The organism is Pseudomonas alkylphenolica, assembly GCF_000746525.1.
Classification (GTDB): Bacteria; Pseudomonadota; Gammaproteobacteria; order Pseudomonadales; family Pseudomonadaceae; genus Aquipseudomonas; species Aquipseudomonas alkylphenolica.
Window position 1 is genome coordinate 579,025 of the sequence record NZ_CP009048.1, and the last position, 16,966, is coordinate 595,990.

Genomic DNA, 16,966 nt, shown 5'->3' on the forward strand with positions numbered 1-16,966 from the left:
GCCCCGCCAGTGCGGGGCTTTTTTGTTTCGATTGGTGGGAGCGCGCTTGCCCCGCGATGTGATAGACACACCGTAATCGCGGGGCAAGCCCGCTCCCACGTCACGCGCGATCGCGCTCCAACAGCGGTTTGAGGTAGTAGCCTGTATACGACTGCTTCATCTCGGCGACTTCTTCCGGTGTACCGCAACCAATGATTTGTCCACCCTTGGAGCCGCCCTCGGGGCCCAGGTCGACAATCCAGTCGGCAGTCTTGATCACGTCCAGGTTGTGCTCGATCACCACCACGGTGTTGCCGTGGTCGCGCAGGCGGTGCAGTACATCGAGCAACTGCTGGATATCGGCGAAATGCAGACCTGTTGTCGGCTCGTCGAGGATGTACAGGGTCTTGCCGGTATCGCGCTTGGACAGCTCGCGCGACAACTTGACCCGCTGTGCTTCACCACCGGAGAGGGTGGTCGCCGACTGCCCCAGTTTGATGTACGACAGGCCGACATCCATCAACGTCTGTAGTTTGCGCGCCAGCGCCGGCACCGCGTCGAAGAACACGCGGGCTTCCTCGATGGTCATTTCCAGGACCTCGTGGATGTTCTTGCCCTTGTACTTGATCTCCAGGGTTTCGCGGTTGTAACGCTTGCTCTTGCACACATCGCAGGGCACGTAGATGTCTGGCAGGAAGTGCATCTCGACCTTGATCAGACCGTCGCCCTGGCAGGCCTCGCAGCGTCCGCCTTTGACGTTGAAAGAGAAACGCCCCGGACCGTAGCCACGGGAACGGGACTCCGGCACGCCGGAGAACAGCTCACGGATCGGGGTGAACAGGCCAGTGTAGGTCGCCGGGTTCGAGCGTGGCGTACGGCCGATCGGGCTCTGGTCGATATCCACGACTTTGTCCAGGTGTTGCAGACCGTCACAGCTGTCATGCGGCGCCGCCTCGAGGGTGCTGGCGCCATTCAGGGCCGTGGCACTGAGGGGGAACAGGGTGTTGTTGATCAGGGTCGACTTGCCCGAGCCGGAAACACCGGTCACGCAGGTCAGCAGACCGATCGGGATCTCCAGGTCGACATTCTGCAGGTTGTTGCCACGTGCACCCTTGAGCTTGAGCGAGAGCTTCTTGTTGCGCGGCGTGCGCTTGGCCGGTACGGCAATTTTCACCCGCCCGGACAGATATTTGCCGGTCAGCGAATCAGGATGGGCCATGACATCGGCCGGTGTGCCTTCGGCAACGATCTGACCGCCATGCACACCGGCACCCGGGCCGATATCCACGACGTAGTCCGCCAGGCGAATGGCATCTTCGTCGTGTTCGACGACGATCACCGTGTTACCGATATCGCGCAAGTGGTTGAGGGTAGCCAGCAGGCGGTCGTTGTCGCGTTGGTGCAGGCCGATAGACGGTTCGTCGAGGATGTACATCACCCCGACCAGGCCGGCGCCGATCTGGCTGGCCAGACGAATACGCTGGGCCTCACCGCCGGACAGGGTATCGGCGCTGCGGTCGAGGGTCAGGTAGTCGAGGCCGACATTGACCAGGAACTGCAGGCGCTCACAGATTTCCTTGAGAATCTTGTCGGCAATTTCACCGCGACGCCCTGTCAGTTTCAGCCCGCCGAAGTAGGTACTGGCATCACCGATTGGCAGGTTGGTCACCGCCGGCAGAGTCTTTTCACCGACCCAGACGTGCCGCGCCTCACGGCGCAAGCGCGTGCCACGGCAATCCGGGCAGGGCTGGGTGCTGAGGAACTTGGCCAGCTCTTCGCGCACGGTTGCCGACTCGGTCTCGCGGTAGCGCCGCTCCAGGTTCGGCACGATGCCTTCGAACGGGTGCGAACGCTTGACGATGTCGCCGCGGTCGTTGAGGTACTTGAAGTCGACGTTCTGCTTGCCGCTGCCATGCAGGATGATTTTCTGCTGTTCGGCCGGTAGCTCGCCGAAGGGCACTTCGAGACTGAAGTCATAGTGCGCGGCCAGTGAGCCGAGCATCTGGAAGTAATAAACGTTGCGCCGGTCCCAGCCGCGAATCGCACCTTCAGCCAGGGTCAGTTCGCTGTTTACCAGGCGTTTGGTGTCGAAGAACTGTTTGACCCCCAGCCCGTCACAGGTCGGGCAGGCGCCCGCCGGGTTGTTGAAGGAGAACAGCTTGGGTTCCAGCTCGCTGATGGCATGGCCGCAGATCGGGCAGGCGAAGCGCGCCGAGAAGATCATCTCCTCGAACGGTTCGTCATCCATCGAGCCGACCAGGGCAATACCGTCGGCCAGCTTCAGCGCGGTTTCGAAGGATTCGGCCAAGCGCTGCTGGAGGTCCTCGCGGACCTTGAAACGGTCGACCACCACTTCGATGGTGTGCTTTTTCTGTTTATCCAGCTTGGGCAGCTCATCAAGCTCGAACAGCTTGCCGTTGACCCGCGCACGGACGAAACCCTGGGCGCGCAGTTCATCGAAGACGGCCAGGTGTTCGCCCTTGCGTTCGCGAATCACCGGGGCCAGCAGCATCAGCTTGCTGCCTTCGGGCTGGGCCAGCACCAGATCGACCATCTGGCTGACGGTCTGCGCCTCCAGCGGAATGTCGTGGTCCGGGCAGCGCGGGGTACCGACGCGGGCGTAGAGCAGGCGCAGGTAGTCATAGATCTCGGTGATGGTGCCGACAGTCGAGCGCGGGTTGTGCGAGGTTGACTTCTGCTCGATGGAAATCGCTGGCGACAGTCCTTCGATGGTGTCGACGTCAGGCTTTTCCATCATCGACAGGAACTGCCGGGCATACGCCGACAGCGACTCGACATAGCGGCGCTGGCCTTCGGCGTACAGGGTATCGAAGGCCAGCGACGACTTGCCGGAACCGGACAGGCCGGTGATAACGATCAGCTTGTCCCGGGGCAGGGTCAGGTCGATGTTCTTCAGGTTGTGGGTCCGTGCCCCACGAATCAGGATCTTGTCCACTGCGGCCTCGCTTGGCGGGCATAAACGGTTGAGTATACGGCTCCCTGCCAGTACGCGGCAAAGCGTCACGTATATGCCGTTACGCGATCGGACTGGTAGAATCGCCGCCGGTTCACACGAGGTTTATCCATGCACGATCCCCACAGCGAACGCATGAGTGGCAGCGAAACCCGCGCCGCAGGCGGCCTGGCCCTGGTGTTCGCCTTCCGTATGCTGGGCATGTTCATGGTCCTGCCGGTGCTGGCGACCTATGGCATGGACCTGGCTGGCGCCACACCGGCGCTGATTGGCCTGGCCATTGGTGCCTATGGCCTGACCCAGGCATTCCTGCAGATTCCGTTCGGGGTCATTTCCGATCGCATCGGTCGTCGTCCGGTGATTTACCTGGGCCTGGTGATCTTTGCCCTGGGCAGCGTGCTGGCGGCCCAGGCCGATTCGATCTGGGGGGTGATTGCCGGACGCATCCTGCAAGGTGCCGGGGCGATTTCGGCGGCAGTGATGGCGCTGCTTTCGGACCTTACCCGCGAGCAACACCGAACCAAAGCCATGGCCATGATCGGCATGAGCATCGGTTTGTCGTTTGCCGTGGCCATGGTGGTTGGCCCCTTGCTGACCCGTGCCTTCGGCTTGTCCGGGCTGTTCCTGGCCACGGCCGCCATGGCGGTGGTCGGCATCGCCCTGATCGCCTTTGTCGTGCCGGCGTCCCACGGCGCCTTGCAACACCGCGAGTCTGGCGTTGCCAAGCAAGCCTTGGGGCCGACCTTGCGTCATCCCGACCTGCTGCGCCTGGATGTCGGCATCTTCGTCCTGCATGCGATCCTGATGGCCAGCTTCGTCGCCTTGCCCCTGGCCTTGGTCGAGCGCGGTGGCCTGCCCAAGGAAGAGCATTGGTGGGTGTACCTGACGGCTTTGCTGGTCTCATTTTTTGCAATGATCCCGTTCATCATCTACGGCGAAAAAAAGCGCAAGATGAAACGTGTCCTGCTGGGCGCGGTCAGTGTTTTGGTGCTGACCGAGTTGTATTTCTGGCTGTCGGCAGACAACTTGCACGAACTGGTGATAGGCACCGTGATATTCTTTACTGCCTTCAACCTGCTGGAGGCATCCTTGCCTTCGCTGGTGAGCAAGGTGTCGCCCGCCGGCGGCAAGGGCACCGCCATGGGGGTGTACTCCACCAGCCAGTTCCTTGGTGCCGCGCTGGGAGGAATTCTCGGTGGCTGGTTGTTCCAGCACGGTGGCCTGAGTACGGTGTTCCTGGGCTGTGCGGCCTTGTGTGCAGTGTGGTGGATCGTTGCCCTGAGCATGCGTGAGCCGCCGTACGTGACCAGCCTGCGCATGCCGTTGTCGGCCGAGGCGGTCCGCGAAGCGGGACTGACCGAACGGCTGTTGGCCGTACCGGGTGTGACCGACGCAGTGGTGGTGGCCGATGAGTCCGCCATCTATATCAAACTTGATACACAAATTTTGGATCGCACGACCCTGGAGCGTCTGGTAAACCCGGCCTCCGCAGCGTGCGAAGCCTAGGAGAACGTTATGGCCCGTGGGGTTAACAAAGTCATTCTGGTCGGTACTTGCGGTCAGGATCCAGAAGTCCGCTACCTGCCCAACGGTAACGCCGTGACCAACCTGAGCCTGGCTACCAGCGAGCAGTGGACCGACAAGCAGACCGGCCAGAAGGTCGAGCGCACCGAGTGGCACCGCGTTTCGATGTTCGGCAAGGTTGCCGAGATCGCCGGCGAGTACCTGCGCAAAGGTTCGCAGGTCTACATCGAAGGCAAACTGCAGACCCGCGAGTGGGAAAAAGACGGCATCAAGCGTTACACCACTGAAATCATCGTCGACATGCAGGGCACCATGCAGCTGCTCGGCGGTCGTCCGCAGAACCAGGACGGTTCTCAGCCTCAGGGTGGTGGCAACAACTACAACCAGGCGCCGCGCCAGCAGGCTCCGCGTCCGCAGCAGTCGGCACCGCAGCAGCGCCCAGCGCCGCAACAGGCCGCACCGCAGCCGGCTCCGGATTTCGACAGCTTTGATGACGATATTCCGTTCTGATTCATAGCGCTGACCGCTACATCCCGCTACATCCACAAAACGCCCGGTGCCTCGCACTGGGCGTTTTGCTTTATGCCTGACCATGGCGTGGCAATGTGCCGCTAGTCCACCTTCATCGCGCTTCCTGAAATCTTGACTACAGTATCAACTGGCGCCTGCAGTATAAGTCGCCACCGTGATCGTTCAAGAGACGCCGGCAACGTCCCGCGCGTCCACCACCTGATCAGGAGTGCACGATGGATCTCAACCGTCGGCAGTTCTTCAAGGTCGCCGCTATCGGCCTTGGAGGTTCGAGCCTGGCTGCGTTGGGCATGGCCCCGACACCGGCCTTCGCCGAGCAGGTGCGTCACTTCAAGCTGGCGCATACCAAAGAAACCCGTAACACCTGTCCTTATTGCTCGGTTGGCTGTGGCTTGATCATGTACAGCCAGGGTGATGCGGCCAAGAACGTTGCGCAGAACATCATCCATATCGAAGGCGATGCCGACCATCCGGTGAACCGCGGCACGCTGTGCCCGAAAGGCGCCGGTCTGCTCGACTTTATCCACAGCCCCAACCGCCTGCAGTACCCGCAGGTACGCAAGCCGGGCAGCAAGGAATGGACGCGGGTGTCCTGGGATGAGGCGCTCGATCGCGTCGCCGATCTGATGAAGACCGATCGCGACGCCAACTTCATCGAGAAAAACGCCCAGGGCCAGACGGTCAATCGCTGGCTGAGCGTCGGCTTTCTGGCCGCTTCGGCTTCCTCCAACGAAGCCGGCTACATGACCCACAAGGTCGTTCGCAGTCTTGGCATGCTGGGGTTCGATAACCAGGCACGTGTCTGACATGGCCCGACGGTGGCAAGTCTTGCCCCGACGTACGGCCGTGGAGCCATGACCAATCACTGGACCGATATCGCCAACGCGAATCTGATCCTGGTGATGGGTGGCAACGCTGCAGAAGCCCATCCCTGTGGCTTCAAATGGGTGACCGAGGCCAAGGCGCACAACCAGGCCCGGCTGATCGTGGTCGACCCGCGTTTTACCCGAACCGCTTCGGTGGCCGATTATTACGCGCCGATCCGTACCGGCACGGATATCGCCTTCATGGGCGGGCTGATCAATTACCTGCTGACCGAAGACAAGATTCAGCACGAGTACGTACGCAACTACACCGACGTGGCGTTCATCGTCAAAGCTGGCTATGGCTTTGAAGATGGCCTGTTCAGCGGTTACGACGCCGACAAACGCAGCTACACCGACAAGTCCGGCTGGGGTTACGAACTCGGTGAAGACGGCTTTGCCAAGGTCGATCCGACCCTGCAGGATCCGCGTTGCGTCTACCAGCTGATGAAGCAGCACTACAGCCGCTACACGCCGGAGCTGGCCAGCCAGATCTGTGGCATGCCGGTGGACAGCATGCGCAAGGTCTGGGAAGAGATCGCCACCTGCTCGCAACCGGGCAAGACCATGACGATCCTCTATGCCCTGGGCTGGACCCAGCACTCGATCGGCTCGCAGATCATCCGCAGTGCGGCCATGGTCCAGTTGCTGCTGGGCAACGTCGGCATGCCCGGTGGCGGGGTCAACGCCCTGCGCGGCCACTCCAATATCCAGGGGCTGACCGACCTGGGGCTGTTGTCCAACCTGCTGCCGGGCTACCTGACCCTGCCGTCGGATGCCGAGCAGGACTACGACACCTACATCGCCAAACGCGCGCCGAAGCCGCTGCGTCCGGGGCAGCTGTCCTACTGGCAGAACTACGGCAAGTTCCATGTCAGCCTGATGAAGGCCTGGTATGGCGCCAACGCCACCGCCGAGAACCACTGGGGTTTCGATTACCTGCCGAAGCTGGATATCCCGGGCTACGACGTGTTGAAGATGTTCGACATGATGGCCAAAGAGCAGGTCAACGGTTACTTCTGCCAGGGCTTCAACCCGATTGCCGCCTTGCCTGACAAGAACCGTGTCACCGCCGCGTTGAGCAAGCTCAAGTGGCTGGTGGTGATGGACCCGCTGGCGACCGAGACCTCGGAGTTCTGGCGCAACGCCGGGCCGTACAACGATGTCGATACGGCGAACGTGCAGACTGAAGTCATTCGCCTGCCCACTACCTGCTTTGCCGAGGAAGACGGCTCGCTGGTCAACAGCAGCCGCTGGCTGCAATGGCACTGGAAGGGCGCGGAAGGGCCGGGTCAGGCCCGAACCGACGTGTGGATTATGAGCGCGCTGTTCCTGCGCCTGCGCGAGCGTTACCAGCGCGAGGGTGGGGCCTGGGCCGAGTCGATCCTCAAGCTCAACTGGCCCTACAAGGTAGCGCACGAGCCGACCCCGGAAGAAATCGCCAAGGAGTTCAGCGGTTACGCGGTATCTGATGTCACCGATGCCAGCGGCACGACCATCAAGGCCGGGCAGCAACTGGCCGCATTCGCCCAGCTCAAGGACGATGGCAGTACGGCTTCCGGCTGCTGGATTTTCTGTGGCAGCTGGACCGAGCAGGGCAACCAGATGGCCCGGCGCGATAACTCCGATCCGTTCGGTATGAAGCAGAACCTCGGTTGGGCCTGGGCGTGGCCGGCGAACCGGCGGATTCTGTACAACCGGGCGTCGGCTGACGTGCAGGGCAAACCCTGGTCGCCGAACAAACGGCTGGTGTGGTGGAACGGTAAAGCCTGGGGCGGTACCGACGTACCGGACTTCAAGGCCGACGTGGCGCCGGAAGCGGGGATGAACCCGTTCATCATGAACCCAGAGGGCGTGGCGCGCTTCTTTGCCCTGGACAAGATGGCCGAAGGGCCGTTCCCGGAGCATTACGAACCGTTCGAAACGCCCATCGGGGTCAACCCGTTGCACCCGAACAACAAGAAGGCCACCAGCAACCCGGCAGGCAGGGTGTTCGATTCGGTATGGGACACCCTGGGGCAAGCCAAGGACTTCCCCTACGCCGCTACCACCTACCGGCTGACCGAGCACTTCCACTTCTGGACCAAGCATTGCCCGATCAACGCCGTGACCCAGCCGGAGCAGTTCGTCGAAATCGGCGAGGTACTGGCCAAGGAAAAGGGCATTGCCGCCGGCGACCGGGTGCGCGTCAGCAGCAAGCGTGGGCATATCGAGGCGGTGGCGGTGGTGACCAAGCGGATTCGTCCGTTGCAGGTCAACAACCAGACCGTGCACCAGATCGGTATTCCGTTGCACTGGGGCTTTACCGGGGTGACCCGGCATGGCTACCTGACCAACACCCTGGTGCCGTTCCTCGGTGACGGCAATACGCAAACGCCGGAATCCAAGTCGTTCCTGGTCAACGTGGAGAAAATCTGATGGCTAGCCAAGACATCATCGCCCGTTCGGCCACCACCACGGCGCCGCCGTCGATCCGCCAGCAGGAGGAAGTGGCCAAGCTGATCGACACCACCAAGTGCATCGGTTGCAAGGCCTGCCAGGTCGCGTGTTCGGAATGGAACGAGTTGCGTGACGAGGTGGGGCACAGCTATGGCACTTACGATAACCCGCATGACCTGGGGGCCGAGACCTGGACCCTGATGCGCTTCACCGAGCATGAAAATGCCGACGGTAACCTGGAGTGGTTGATCCGCAAGGACGGCTGCATGCACTGCGCCGAGCCCGGTTGCCTGAAGGCTTGCCCAAGCCCAGGCGCGATCATCCAGCACGCCAACGGCATTGTCGACTTCAACCAGGACCACTGCATCGGTTGCGGTTACTGCATTACCGGTTGCCCGTTCAACATTCCGCGGATTTCGCAGAAGGATCACAAAGCCTACAAGTGCACCTTGTGTTCCGACCGCGTCGCGGTAGGGCTGGAGCCCGCCTGTGTGAAGACCTGCCCGACCGGGGCAATCGTGTTCGGCAGCAAGGAGGACATGAAGGAGCACGCCGCCGAACGCATTGTCGATCTCAAGTCGCGGGGCTTCGACAACGCCGGCTTGTATGACCCCGATGGTGTCGGCGGTACTCATGTGATGTACGTGCTGCACCACGCCGATCAACCGAAGCTGTACGCGGGGCTGCCGGACCAGCCGGTGATCAGCCCGCTGGTTGGGCTGTGGAAAGGGGTGAGCAAACCGCTGGCGCTGCTGGCCATGGGCGCGGCGGTGCTGGCCGGGTTCTTCCACTATGTGCGCATTGGCCCGAACCGGGTCGGGGAGGACGAGCACCCGAGTGCGCCGGATACCAGCGTGCATGTGGTCGACCCCGCCGTGCATGTGTATGACCCGCACAAACCGGGTGGGCAAGGGGAGGAGCGGCCATGAAAGACAAACCCATCCTGCGCTACAACGCCAACGAGCGCAGCAACCACTGGCTGGTGGCGATCCTGTTCATCATGGCTGCATTGTCGGGGCTGGCGCTGTTTCACCCCGCGCTGTTCTGGCTCAGCCATCTGTTCGGTGGCGGGCCGTGGACGCGCATCTTGCACCCGTTCATCGGTGTGCTGATGTTCGTATTCTTTCTCTTCCTGGTACTGCGCTTCTGGCGGGCGAATTTCTTTATCGCCAATGATCGTCTGTGGCTCAGGCGTATCGACCGGGTGATGCGCAACGAAGAGGAGGGCGTGCCACCTATCGGCAAGTACAACCCTGGGCAGAAGCTGCTGTTCTGGACCCTGCTGCTGTGCATGCTGGTGCTGCTGCTTAGCGGCATCGTGATCTGGCGGGCCTGGTTCAGCCAGTACTTCGGTATCGGCTCGATCCGCCTGGCGACGTTGCTGCACGCGCTGGCCGCTTTCGTGCTGGTGCTGAGCATCATTGTGCACATCTACGCCGGGGTCTGGATCAAGGGCTCGGTCAGCGCGATGCTGCATGGTTGGGTCAGTCGCGCCTGGGCGAAAAAGCACCATGAACTATGGTATCGGGAAGTGACCCGCGAGGACCCACCAGACTCGCAGATCAGAAAAAAAGGATGACCACTTGAGCACCATTCTTGAACCTGGGCAGATCGAAGCGGCGGCCAGCTCGCCGCCGCTTCTCTATCTGCCGCCAGCGAATCTTTTTACGTTGCGTGCGGCGCGTCTGGACACCCTCGCCGAGGGCAATGCCCTGGGTGACTACCTGCGGCTGATTGCCGACCTGTGCCGTATTCAGCAAAGTCTGCTCGACCAGCCACCGGTGGCGGCACCGGCCGAGACGGAACGCCAGCGTCTGTGTGTGGAGCACGGCTTGCCACCGCTGGCCGCCGATAGCCTGGTGCGTGAAGGGCTGTGGCTGGCTTATCTCGATGCCTTGCTGCTGCGCTATCCAACACCTGCCAGCGCCGAGTTGTTGAAGGCCGTACGCGATTTGCAGGTGTCCACTGTCGAACAACGCAAACTCTGGGGCATCGCCTTGCTGACCGGGCAGTTCAGCACCGTGCCAGCGGCGCTGGTGCCGTTTCTCGGTGCCGCGTTGCAGGCGGCCTGGAGCCATTGGCTGCTGAGCCTTGCGAACACCGAACTCAAGGCTGGCGACAGCCTGTGTCAGTGCCCGGCCTGCGGCTCGCCGCCGATGGCCGGGGTAATCCGCCATCGCGGCAAGTACAACGGCCTGCGCTATCTGGTGTGCTCGCTGTGCGCGTGTGAGTGGCATGTGGTGCGGGTCAAGTGCATCTACTGCGAGCAGAGCAAGGGGCTGACTTATTTCAACCTCGAGGATGATCGCCATGCCGCCGGCAAGGCGCCGCTGCGTGCCGAATGTTGTCCGGGGTGCAAGAGTTATCTGAAGCAGATCTATCTGGAGTGCGACGCTGATGCCGAGGCGCTGTCTGCTGATCTGGCAAGCCTGGCGCTGGATCTGCGCCTGGATCAGGAGGGCTATCAGCGGCTGGCGCCGAATCTGATGCTGGCGCCGGGAGGGGAGTGATCTCAGCGTCTACACTCAGGTTTTGTGTTGCTGCCATCGCGGGGCAAGCCCGCTCCCACAGAGCCCCTTCACCTGTAGGAGCGGGCTTGCCCCGCGAACTGGTCCACCCTGTTGAAGGTAATCTCGTTAATGCCCTCCAACCTCGCCAAACTCCCGATACGCCTGCCCTCCATCGACACCCTGCTGCGCCACCCCGCCTGCCAGCCGCTGATTGAGCGCTATGGGCGCGACGCGGTACTGGCTACTTTGCGCCAGCTGCTCGACGACCTGCGCGATCCGGCCAGACTCGGCCAGCTAGACGGCGCAGAGCTGGCTCCGGCAGTGCTTGCCGGACGCGCCGGCGAACGGCTTGCAGCCCAGCACCGCAGCCAGGTACGGCGGGTGTTCAACCTTACCGGTACGGTCCTGCACACCAACCTTGGCCGGGCGCTGCTGCCCGAGGAAGCCATCGACGCGGTGCAAATGGCCGCGCGCTATCCGCTGAACCTTGAATATGACCTGGCCACCGGCAAGCGCGGTGACCGCGATGACCTGATTGAAGGGCTGATCCGTGAGCTGACCGGCGCCGAAGCGGTCACGGTGGTCAACAACAATGCGGCGGCGGTATTGCTGGCACTCAACAGCCTGGGCGCGCGCAAGGAAGGCATCATCTCCCGTGGCGAACTGATCGAGATTGGCGGCGCCTTTCGCATTCCGGACATCATGGCCCGCGCCGGGGTCAAACTGCATGAAGTCGGTACCACCAACCGTACCCATGCCCGCGACTATGAAGCGGCCATCGGCCCGCGCAGCGGCCTGCTGATGCGGGTGCATTGCAGCAACTACAGCATCCAGGGTTTCACTACCCAGGTTGCCACCCGGGAGCTGGCGCAACTGGCTCACCTGCATGACTTGCCATTGCTCGAAGACCTGGGCAGCGGCAGCTTGCTTGACCTCACGCGCTGGGGGCTGCCCGCCGAACCGACGGTGCGCCAGGCGCTGGATGATGGCGCGGACATCGTCACCTTCAGTGGCGACAAACTGCTCGGCGGCCCGCAGGCCGGGATCATCGTCGGGCGCAAGGAGCTGATCGCCAAGATCAAGAAGAACCCGCTCAAGCGTGCGCTCAGGGTCGACAAGCTGACCCTCGCGGCATTGGAAGCGGTATTGGGCCTGTACCGTAACCCCGACCTGCTGGCTGAACGGCTGCCCAGCCTGCGCCTGTTGACCCGTCCCCAGCCTGAGATTGCGGCCCAGGCCGAACGCCTGGCGCCGCTGCTCGGGCAGGTACTGGGTGCTGACTGGGACGTCGCCGCAGTGCCGGCGCAAAGCATGATCGGCAGCGGCAGTCAGCCGGTGGCCCGTTTACCCAGTGCCGCCCTGTGCCTGCGTCCGCAGCTGTCCAGGCGCCTGCGCGGTCGCAGCCTGCGCAGCCTTGAGGAAGCACTGCGCAAGCTACCGGTGCCGGTGCTTGGGCGCATCGATGATGACGCCCTGTGGCTGGACCTGCGGCAACTGGATGACGAGGCCGGTTGGCTGGCGCAACTCGCGCAATTGCAGTTGCTGGAGACGATCAGGTGATCGTCGGCACGGCAGGGCACATCGACCATGGCAAGACCTCCTTGCTTGAAGCGCTGACCGGCCAAGCAGGGGATCAGCGCCGGGAAGAGCGCGAACGGGGCATGACCATCGACCTGGGCTATCGCTATGCCAGCCTGGAGGCGGGGGCACCGTTGACCGGTTTCATCGACGTACCTGGCCACGAGCGGTTTATCCACAACATGCTTGCCGGTGCCCAGGGTGTCGATCTGGTGGTGCTGGTGGTGGCCGCGGATGACGGGGTGATGCCGCAGACCCGCGAACACCTGGCGATTGTTCAATTGCTGGGTATCCCCCGGTTGCTGGTGGTTATCAGCAAGTGCGATCGCGTCGAGCCGCGTCGGGTCCGCGAAGTCCAGGCGCAAGTCAGTAGCCTGCTGGAGGCCGGGCCCTATGCTGGCGCTAGGCAATTTCCGCTGTCCAGCATCACCGGCGAGGGGGTCGATGCCCTGCGCCAGGCTTTGATCAATGCCCAGGGCGAGATCCGCGCGCGCAGCCGCCGCGGTGGTTTTCGCCTGGCCATCGATCGCGCTTTCGCGGTGGCCGGTGCCGGTATTGTGGTCACCGGGACCGCGCTCGATGGCCAGGTGCAGTTGGGTGACACTCTGCTCCTGGGCAAGGCTGGAAAGCCGGTGCGGGTACGCGGGCTGCATGCCCAGAACCAGGCGGTGCCCGAGGCATGGGCGGGGCAGCGGGTGGCGTTGAACATCAGCGCCGAGCGCCTGGAACTTGCGCAGATTCACCGCGGCGACTGGCTGCTCGCCGAGTGGCTGCACGGGCCGACCCAACGGGTGGATATCGAACTGCAGTTACTCGCCAGTGAAGTGCGCAGCTTTGCCCATTTCAGTCCGGTGCATGTGCACCTGGGCACCCAGGATGTCAGTGCGCGGGTGGCCTTGTTGCAGGGTGAACATCTACTGCCGGGCGGCCGCATGTTTGCCCAGTTGCAGCTAAACGCACCGCTGCAGGCGGTGCACGGCGACCGCCTGGTGCTGCGCGACCATAGCGCGCAACGCACCCTTGGCGGTGGTCGGGTGCTCGATCCTTTTGCCCCGGCGCGCCAACGGCGCAGCGAGGCACGTCTGGCGCAGTTGCAGGCGCTGGCCAGCGTCGACAGCCTGGAGCAGGCCTTGCCGGCGCTGCTCGCCAACGATGAGGTCGGTCTTGATCCACAACGCCTGGAGCGTCAGTTCAACCGTCTGCGCAGCAGCTGGAAACTGCCGGCAGATGTCCAGGTCATCGCTACGCGTCAGGGCCCGTTGCTGTTCACCGCGGCGCGCTGGCAGGCGCTGAAACAAACCGTGCTAGAGCAGCTGGCGCACTTTCATGAGCAGGAGCCCGATCAGCTCGGCCCCGACCGGGATCGCTTGCGCCGCTTTGCCGCCTTGCCGCTGGAGCGTCCGGCCTTCATCAGCCTGCTGGATGAATTGCTCGCCAGTGGTGCAATCGTTGGCAACGGCCCCTGGCTGCATTTGCCCGAACATCAAGTACGCCTGAACGAAGAGGATGAAACGCTATGGCTGCAGTTGCGGCCGCTGCTTGAACAAGGCCGGTTCGATCCGCCCTGGGTGCGTGATCTGGCCAGGTCGCTGGCGCAAGAGGAAGCGCAGGTTCGACTGCTTCTGCGCAAGTTGGCGCGTCTGGGCCAGGTGCATCAGGTGGTGCGCGATCTGTTCTACCCTGAAGCCACAATCCGACAAATGGCAGCTATGCTCTTGCAGCTGGCCAGTGATGACCCGGTGGTGCAGGTGACGGCCTTTCGTGATGTGCTGGGCATCGGCCGCAAGCGCAGCATTCAGGTGCTGGAGTATTTTGATCGTATCGGCCTGACCCGGCGCATTGGTGACCGGCGTCAGGTACGGGCCGACAACGCCCTGGCACAATCGCCGGGGCATTGAGTTCAAGGAAGGCAATCGCGCCCGGTGGCGCGGCCGGGCTTCAAACCCGGTTGGGGACGGCAGCCGTTCCCGGGCAGGTTCGACTCCCGCTGCCTTCCGCCATTTTCTACTACGCCCGTTCCCCGCACAGGTCGAGGGCGAACCAGTGCTGTGCGGTCGCCACATCCAGTCCGGCACCCAGCAGCGCGAACAGTTTGCCCAGCGCAGCTTCGCGGGTCATGCCGCCGGCCGAGACCAGGCCTGCATCGCGTAGCCGGCTGCCCGCCGCGTAGGTATCGAACTTCACACTGCCTTGCGGGCATTGGCTGATAGCGACCATCAGTACCCCGCGCTGGCGCGCATCACTCAAGACCTGGAGCAAGGCCTGATCATCGGAAGGACCGGTGCCGCTGCCGTAACATTCCAGCACCAGGCCCTTGACGCCACTGTCGATCAACGTCCGCACATGAGCTGCCTGCAGCCCCGGAAAAACCGGTAATACAGCCAGGTTCACCGCAACCCGAGGCTGGCAGTAGGTGAGTACCGCCGGCACCTGTTCGGCCCGTTGACCCTCGCGATACCGCGGGAGTGCGGTAAAGGCATCAAAGGCTTCGCTGCGCAGCTTGCTGGCGCGCGCGCCATGCAACAGCTGGCCTGCGAAATACAGGTGCACGCCGTTCTCGACACCCGACTCGAACAGGCTCAAGGCCCCGCACAGATTGCTCCAGGCGTCGCTGTCCGCGGCGCCCGCCGGCAACATCGAACCGGTCAGTACCACCGGGACGTCCAGCCCGAGTAGCAGGAATGACAGGGCCGCTGCGCTGTAGGCCAGGGTGTCGGTGCCGTGCAGTACGAGGATGCCGTCGTGGCCATCCTTCTTCACTGCTTCGACAATCGCATCGCACATCGCCAGCCAGTTGGCCTGCTGCATGTTGGCGCTGTCGAGCAGCGGCGACAGTTCGCGCAAGGTCCAGCGGATGCCTGACGATTCGGGGTGAGCCGCCAGGTAGTCACGCATGCGCGCCTCGAAACCACCGCCTGGCGCCAGGCCTTGCGGTGTTTCGAGCATGCCGATGGTGCCTCCGGTGTAGAGCACCAGCAGGTTGTTGACGGCGCGCATGTCAGTTCTGCGGCTGCGCGACAGCAGCGCCGGTTGCAGGCTTGGACTCAGTCTGCGGATTGACCGGCCAGGCCTGCAGATCCAGATCCAGGTCGCTGAACTTGCGTGCATCGAATACTGGCTGCTTGATACCGGCTTTGCGTTGCTCGTCGTAGTCGCGCATTACCCGCAGGCCGATCTTGAACAGCAGGGCCAGGGCAATCAGGTTGACGAAGGCCAGGCAGGTCATGGTGATGTCGGCGAAAGCGAACACGGTGGACAGGTTCTGCACCGAACCCCAGACGATCAGGGCCAGCACCAGCGCGCGGTAGCCCAGCAGTACCAGGCGGTTGCGGGTCAGGAACTGCAGGCTGGTTTCGCCCAGGTAGTAGTTGTAGAGGATGCAGGTGAAGACGAACAGCGACAGTGCCACGCTGACGAACAGACGGCCCCAGTCACCGACTACGGCGGCCAGGGAGTTCTGGGTCAGGACGATACCGTCACCTTCGAAACCCGGGGTGTAGAAGCCGGACAGCAGGATCAGCAACGCGGTGCAGGTGCAGATCACGAAGGTGTCGAGGAACACGCTGAACGCCTGGACCACGCCTTGCGCGCCCGGGTGTTTCACCGCAGCCACGGCCGCTACGTTCGGTGCACTGCCCAGGCCCGCTTCGTTGGCGAACACGCCACGCTTCACGCCCATGACAATGGCGCTGCCGAGCAGGCCGCCGAACGCCGGATCGAGACCGAAAGCGCTCTTGAAGATGGTTTCCAGCATGGCCGGGACGTGTTCGATCTGGCTGCCGATCACGTACAGGGTTACGCCGATGTAGGCCAGGGTCTTGACCGGTACCAGCAGGTCGGAGACTGCGGCGATGCGCTTGATGCCACCGAGGAAAACGATCGCCAGCAGCACGGCCAGAGCGATGCCGGTGCGCTCGGGAGCGAAACCGAAGGCGTTCTGCAGCGAATGGGTCACGGTGTAGGACTGCAGGCCATTGAAGGCAAAGCCGTAGGTCACCAGCAGCAAGAGGGAGAACACCACGGCCATGGTCTTGAGCTTCAGACCGTGCTGGATGTAGTAGGCCGGGCCGCCACGGTACAGGCCGTCGCCGTCGCTACGCTTGTAGACCTGGGCCAGGGTGCATTCGAAAAAGCTGCTGGACATACCCACCAGGGCAGTGACCCACATCCAGAACACCGCGCCTGGGCCGCCGAGGGTTACAGCGATACCGACACCGGCAATGTTACCGGCGCCGACGCGGCCGGCCAGGCTCAGCATCAGGGCCTGGAACGAGCTCAACTGGCCAGCCTGGCCGTGCAAGGATTCCTTGAAGACGCTGAACATGTGGGCGAAATGGCGGAACTGGACGAAACGGGAACGGATAGTGAAGTAACTGCCGAGTCCGACGATAAGGACGATGAGGAGTTTCCCCGAAAGGAAATCGTTGAGCGCTTCGAGCATGGAGTGACCTCGATTCTTATTCTTTGCATGAAAGACAACCGGACAGACGTCGTTGCGCCGTATCCATGGGGGCGCATGGTTGGCCAAGATAAATATGGTTACAATTTCGCGGGTTGCTCTGAGTTGA

Annotated in this window: 11 protein-coding genes and 1 tRNA gene; 9 read left to right on the plus strand and 3 right to left on the minus strand. The window is 62.8% G+C overall.

Features of this window, described 5'->3' with window-relative positions; genetic code table 11:
* Positions 1–100: 100 nt before the first annotated feature.
* Entirely contained in the window at positions 101–2,935 is a 2,835-nt protein-coding gene (gene uvrA, locus PSAKL28_RS02700) for an excinuclease ABC subunit UvrA (RefSeq protein ID WP_038606195.1), read from the minus strand.
* A 129-nt stretch (positions 2,936–3,064) separates the two neighbouring features.
* Between uvrA and PSAKL28_RS02705 the strand changes: the two genes are divergently transcribed.
* From PSAKL28_RS02705 to PSAKL28_RS02750, 9 genes are all read left to right on the plus strand, one after another.
* On the plus strand, positions 3,065–4,459 hold the full coding sequence (locus PSAKL28_RS02705; protein ID WP_038606197.1) for an MFS transporter: 1,395 nt from the start codon (positions 3,065–3,067) through the stop codon (positions 4,457–4,459).
* A gap of 9 nt (positions 4,460–4,468) precedes the next feature.
* Positions 4,469–4,987 (plus strand): single-stranded DNA-binding protein, encoded by a 519-nt coding sequence (locus tag PSAKL28_RS02710; protein ID WP_038606199.1) that lies wholly within the window; start codon positions 4,469–4,471, stop codon positions 4,985–4,987.
* A 236-nt stretch (positions 4,988–5,223) separates the two neighbouring features.
* Positions 5,224–8,289, plus strand: a complete 3,066-nt coding sequence (fdnG, locus tag PSAKL28_RS02720) for a formate dehydrogenase-N subunit alpha (RefSeq protein WP_157686994.1) — start codon at positions 5,224–5,226, stop codon at positions 8,287–8,289.
* Complete coding sequence (fdxH, locus tag PSAKL28_RS02725) at positions 8,289–9,239, plus strand: formate dehydrogenase subunit beta (RefSeq protein ID WP_038606205.1); 951 nt, start codon at positions 8,289–8,291, stop codon at positions 9,237–9,239. The genes fdnG and fdxH overlap by 1 nt, the downstream gene beginning before the upstream one ends.
* Entirely contained in the window at positions 9,236–9,889 is a 654-nt protein-coding gene (locus tag PSAKL28_RS02730) for a formate dehydrogenase subunit gamma (protein ID WP_038606207.1), read from the plus strand. The genes fdxH and PSAKL28_RS02730 overlap by 4 nt, the downstream gene beginning before the upstream one ends.
* Before the next feature lie 4 nt (positions 9,890–9,893).
* A complete protein-coding gene (gene fdhE / locus PSAKL28_RS02735; protein ID WP_038606210.1) occupies positions 9,894–10,820 on the plus strand; it encodes a formate dehydrogenase accessory protein FdhE in 927 nt (308 codons plus the stop codon).
* A gap of 129 nt (positions 10,821–10,949) precedes the next feature.
* Complete coding sequence (gene selA, locus PSAKL28_RS02740; RefSeq protein ID WP_038606212.1) at positions 10,950–12,380, plus strand: L-seryl-tRNA(Sec) selenium transferase; 1,431 nt, start codon at positions 10,950–10,952, stop codon at positions 12,378–12,380.
* The gene (selB, locus tag PSAKL28_RS02745) at positions 12,377–14,296 is read left to right on the plus strand and encodes a selenocysteine-specific translation elongation factor (RefSeq protein ID WP_038606215.1); all 1,920 of its coding nucleotides are present in this window, start codon (positions 12,377–12,379) and stop codon (positions 14,294–14,296) included. Before selA ends, selB begins: the two co-directional genes overlap by 4 nt.
* Positions 14,297–14,302: 6 nt before the next feature.
* Positions 14,303–14,398 (plus strand) — tRNA-Sec (locus tag PSAKL28_RS02750).
* 7 nt (positions 14,399–14,405) lie between these two features.
* Here the strand turns inward: PSAKL28_RS02750 and PSAKL28_RS02755 are convergent.
* Both PSAKL28_RS02755 and PSAKL28_RS02760 read right to left on the minus strand, forming a co-directional pair.
* Positions 14,406–15,395: an asparaginase gene (locus PSAKL28_RS02755; protein ID WP_038606218.1), complete on the minus strand. Its 990-nt coding sequence runs from the start codon at positions 15,393–15,395 to the stop codon at positions 14,406–14,408.
* Between the two features lies 1 nt (position 15,396).
* Positions 15,397–16,839, minus strand: coding sequence for an alanine/glycine:cation symporter family protein (locus PSAKL28_RS02760; RefSeq protein ID WP_038606221.1), 1,443 nt, complete (start codon positions 16,837–16,839; stop codon positions 15,397–15,399).
* Between the last annotated feature and the right edge of the window lie 127 nt (positions 16,840–16,966).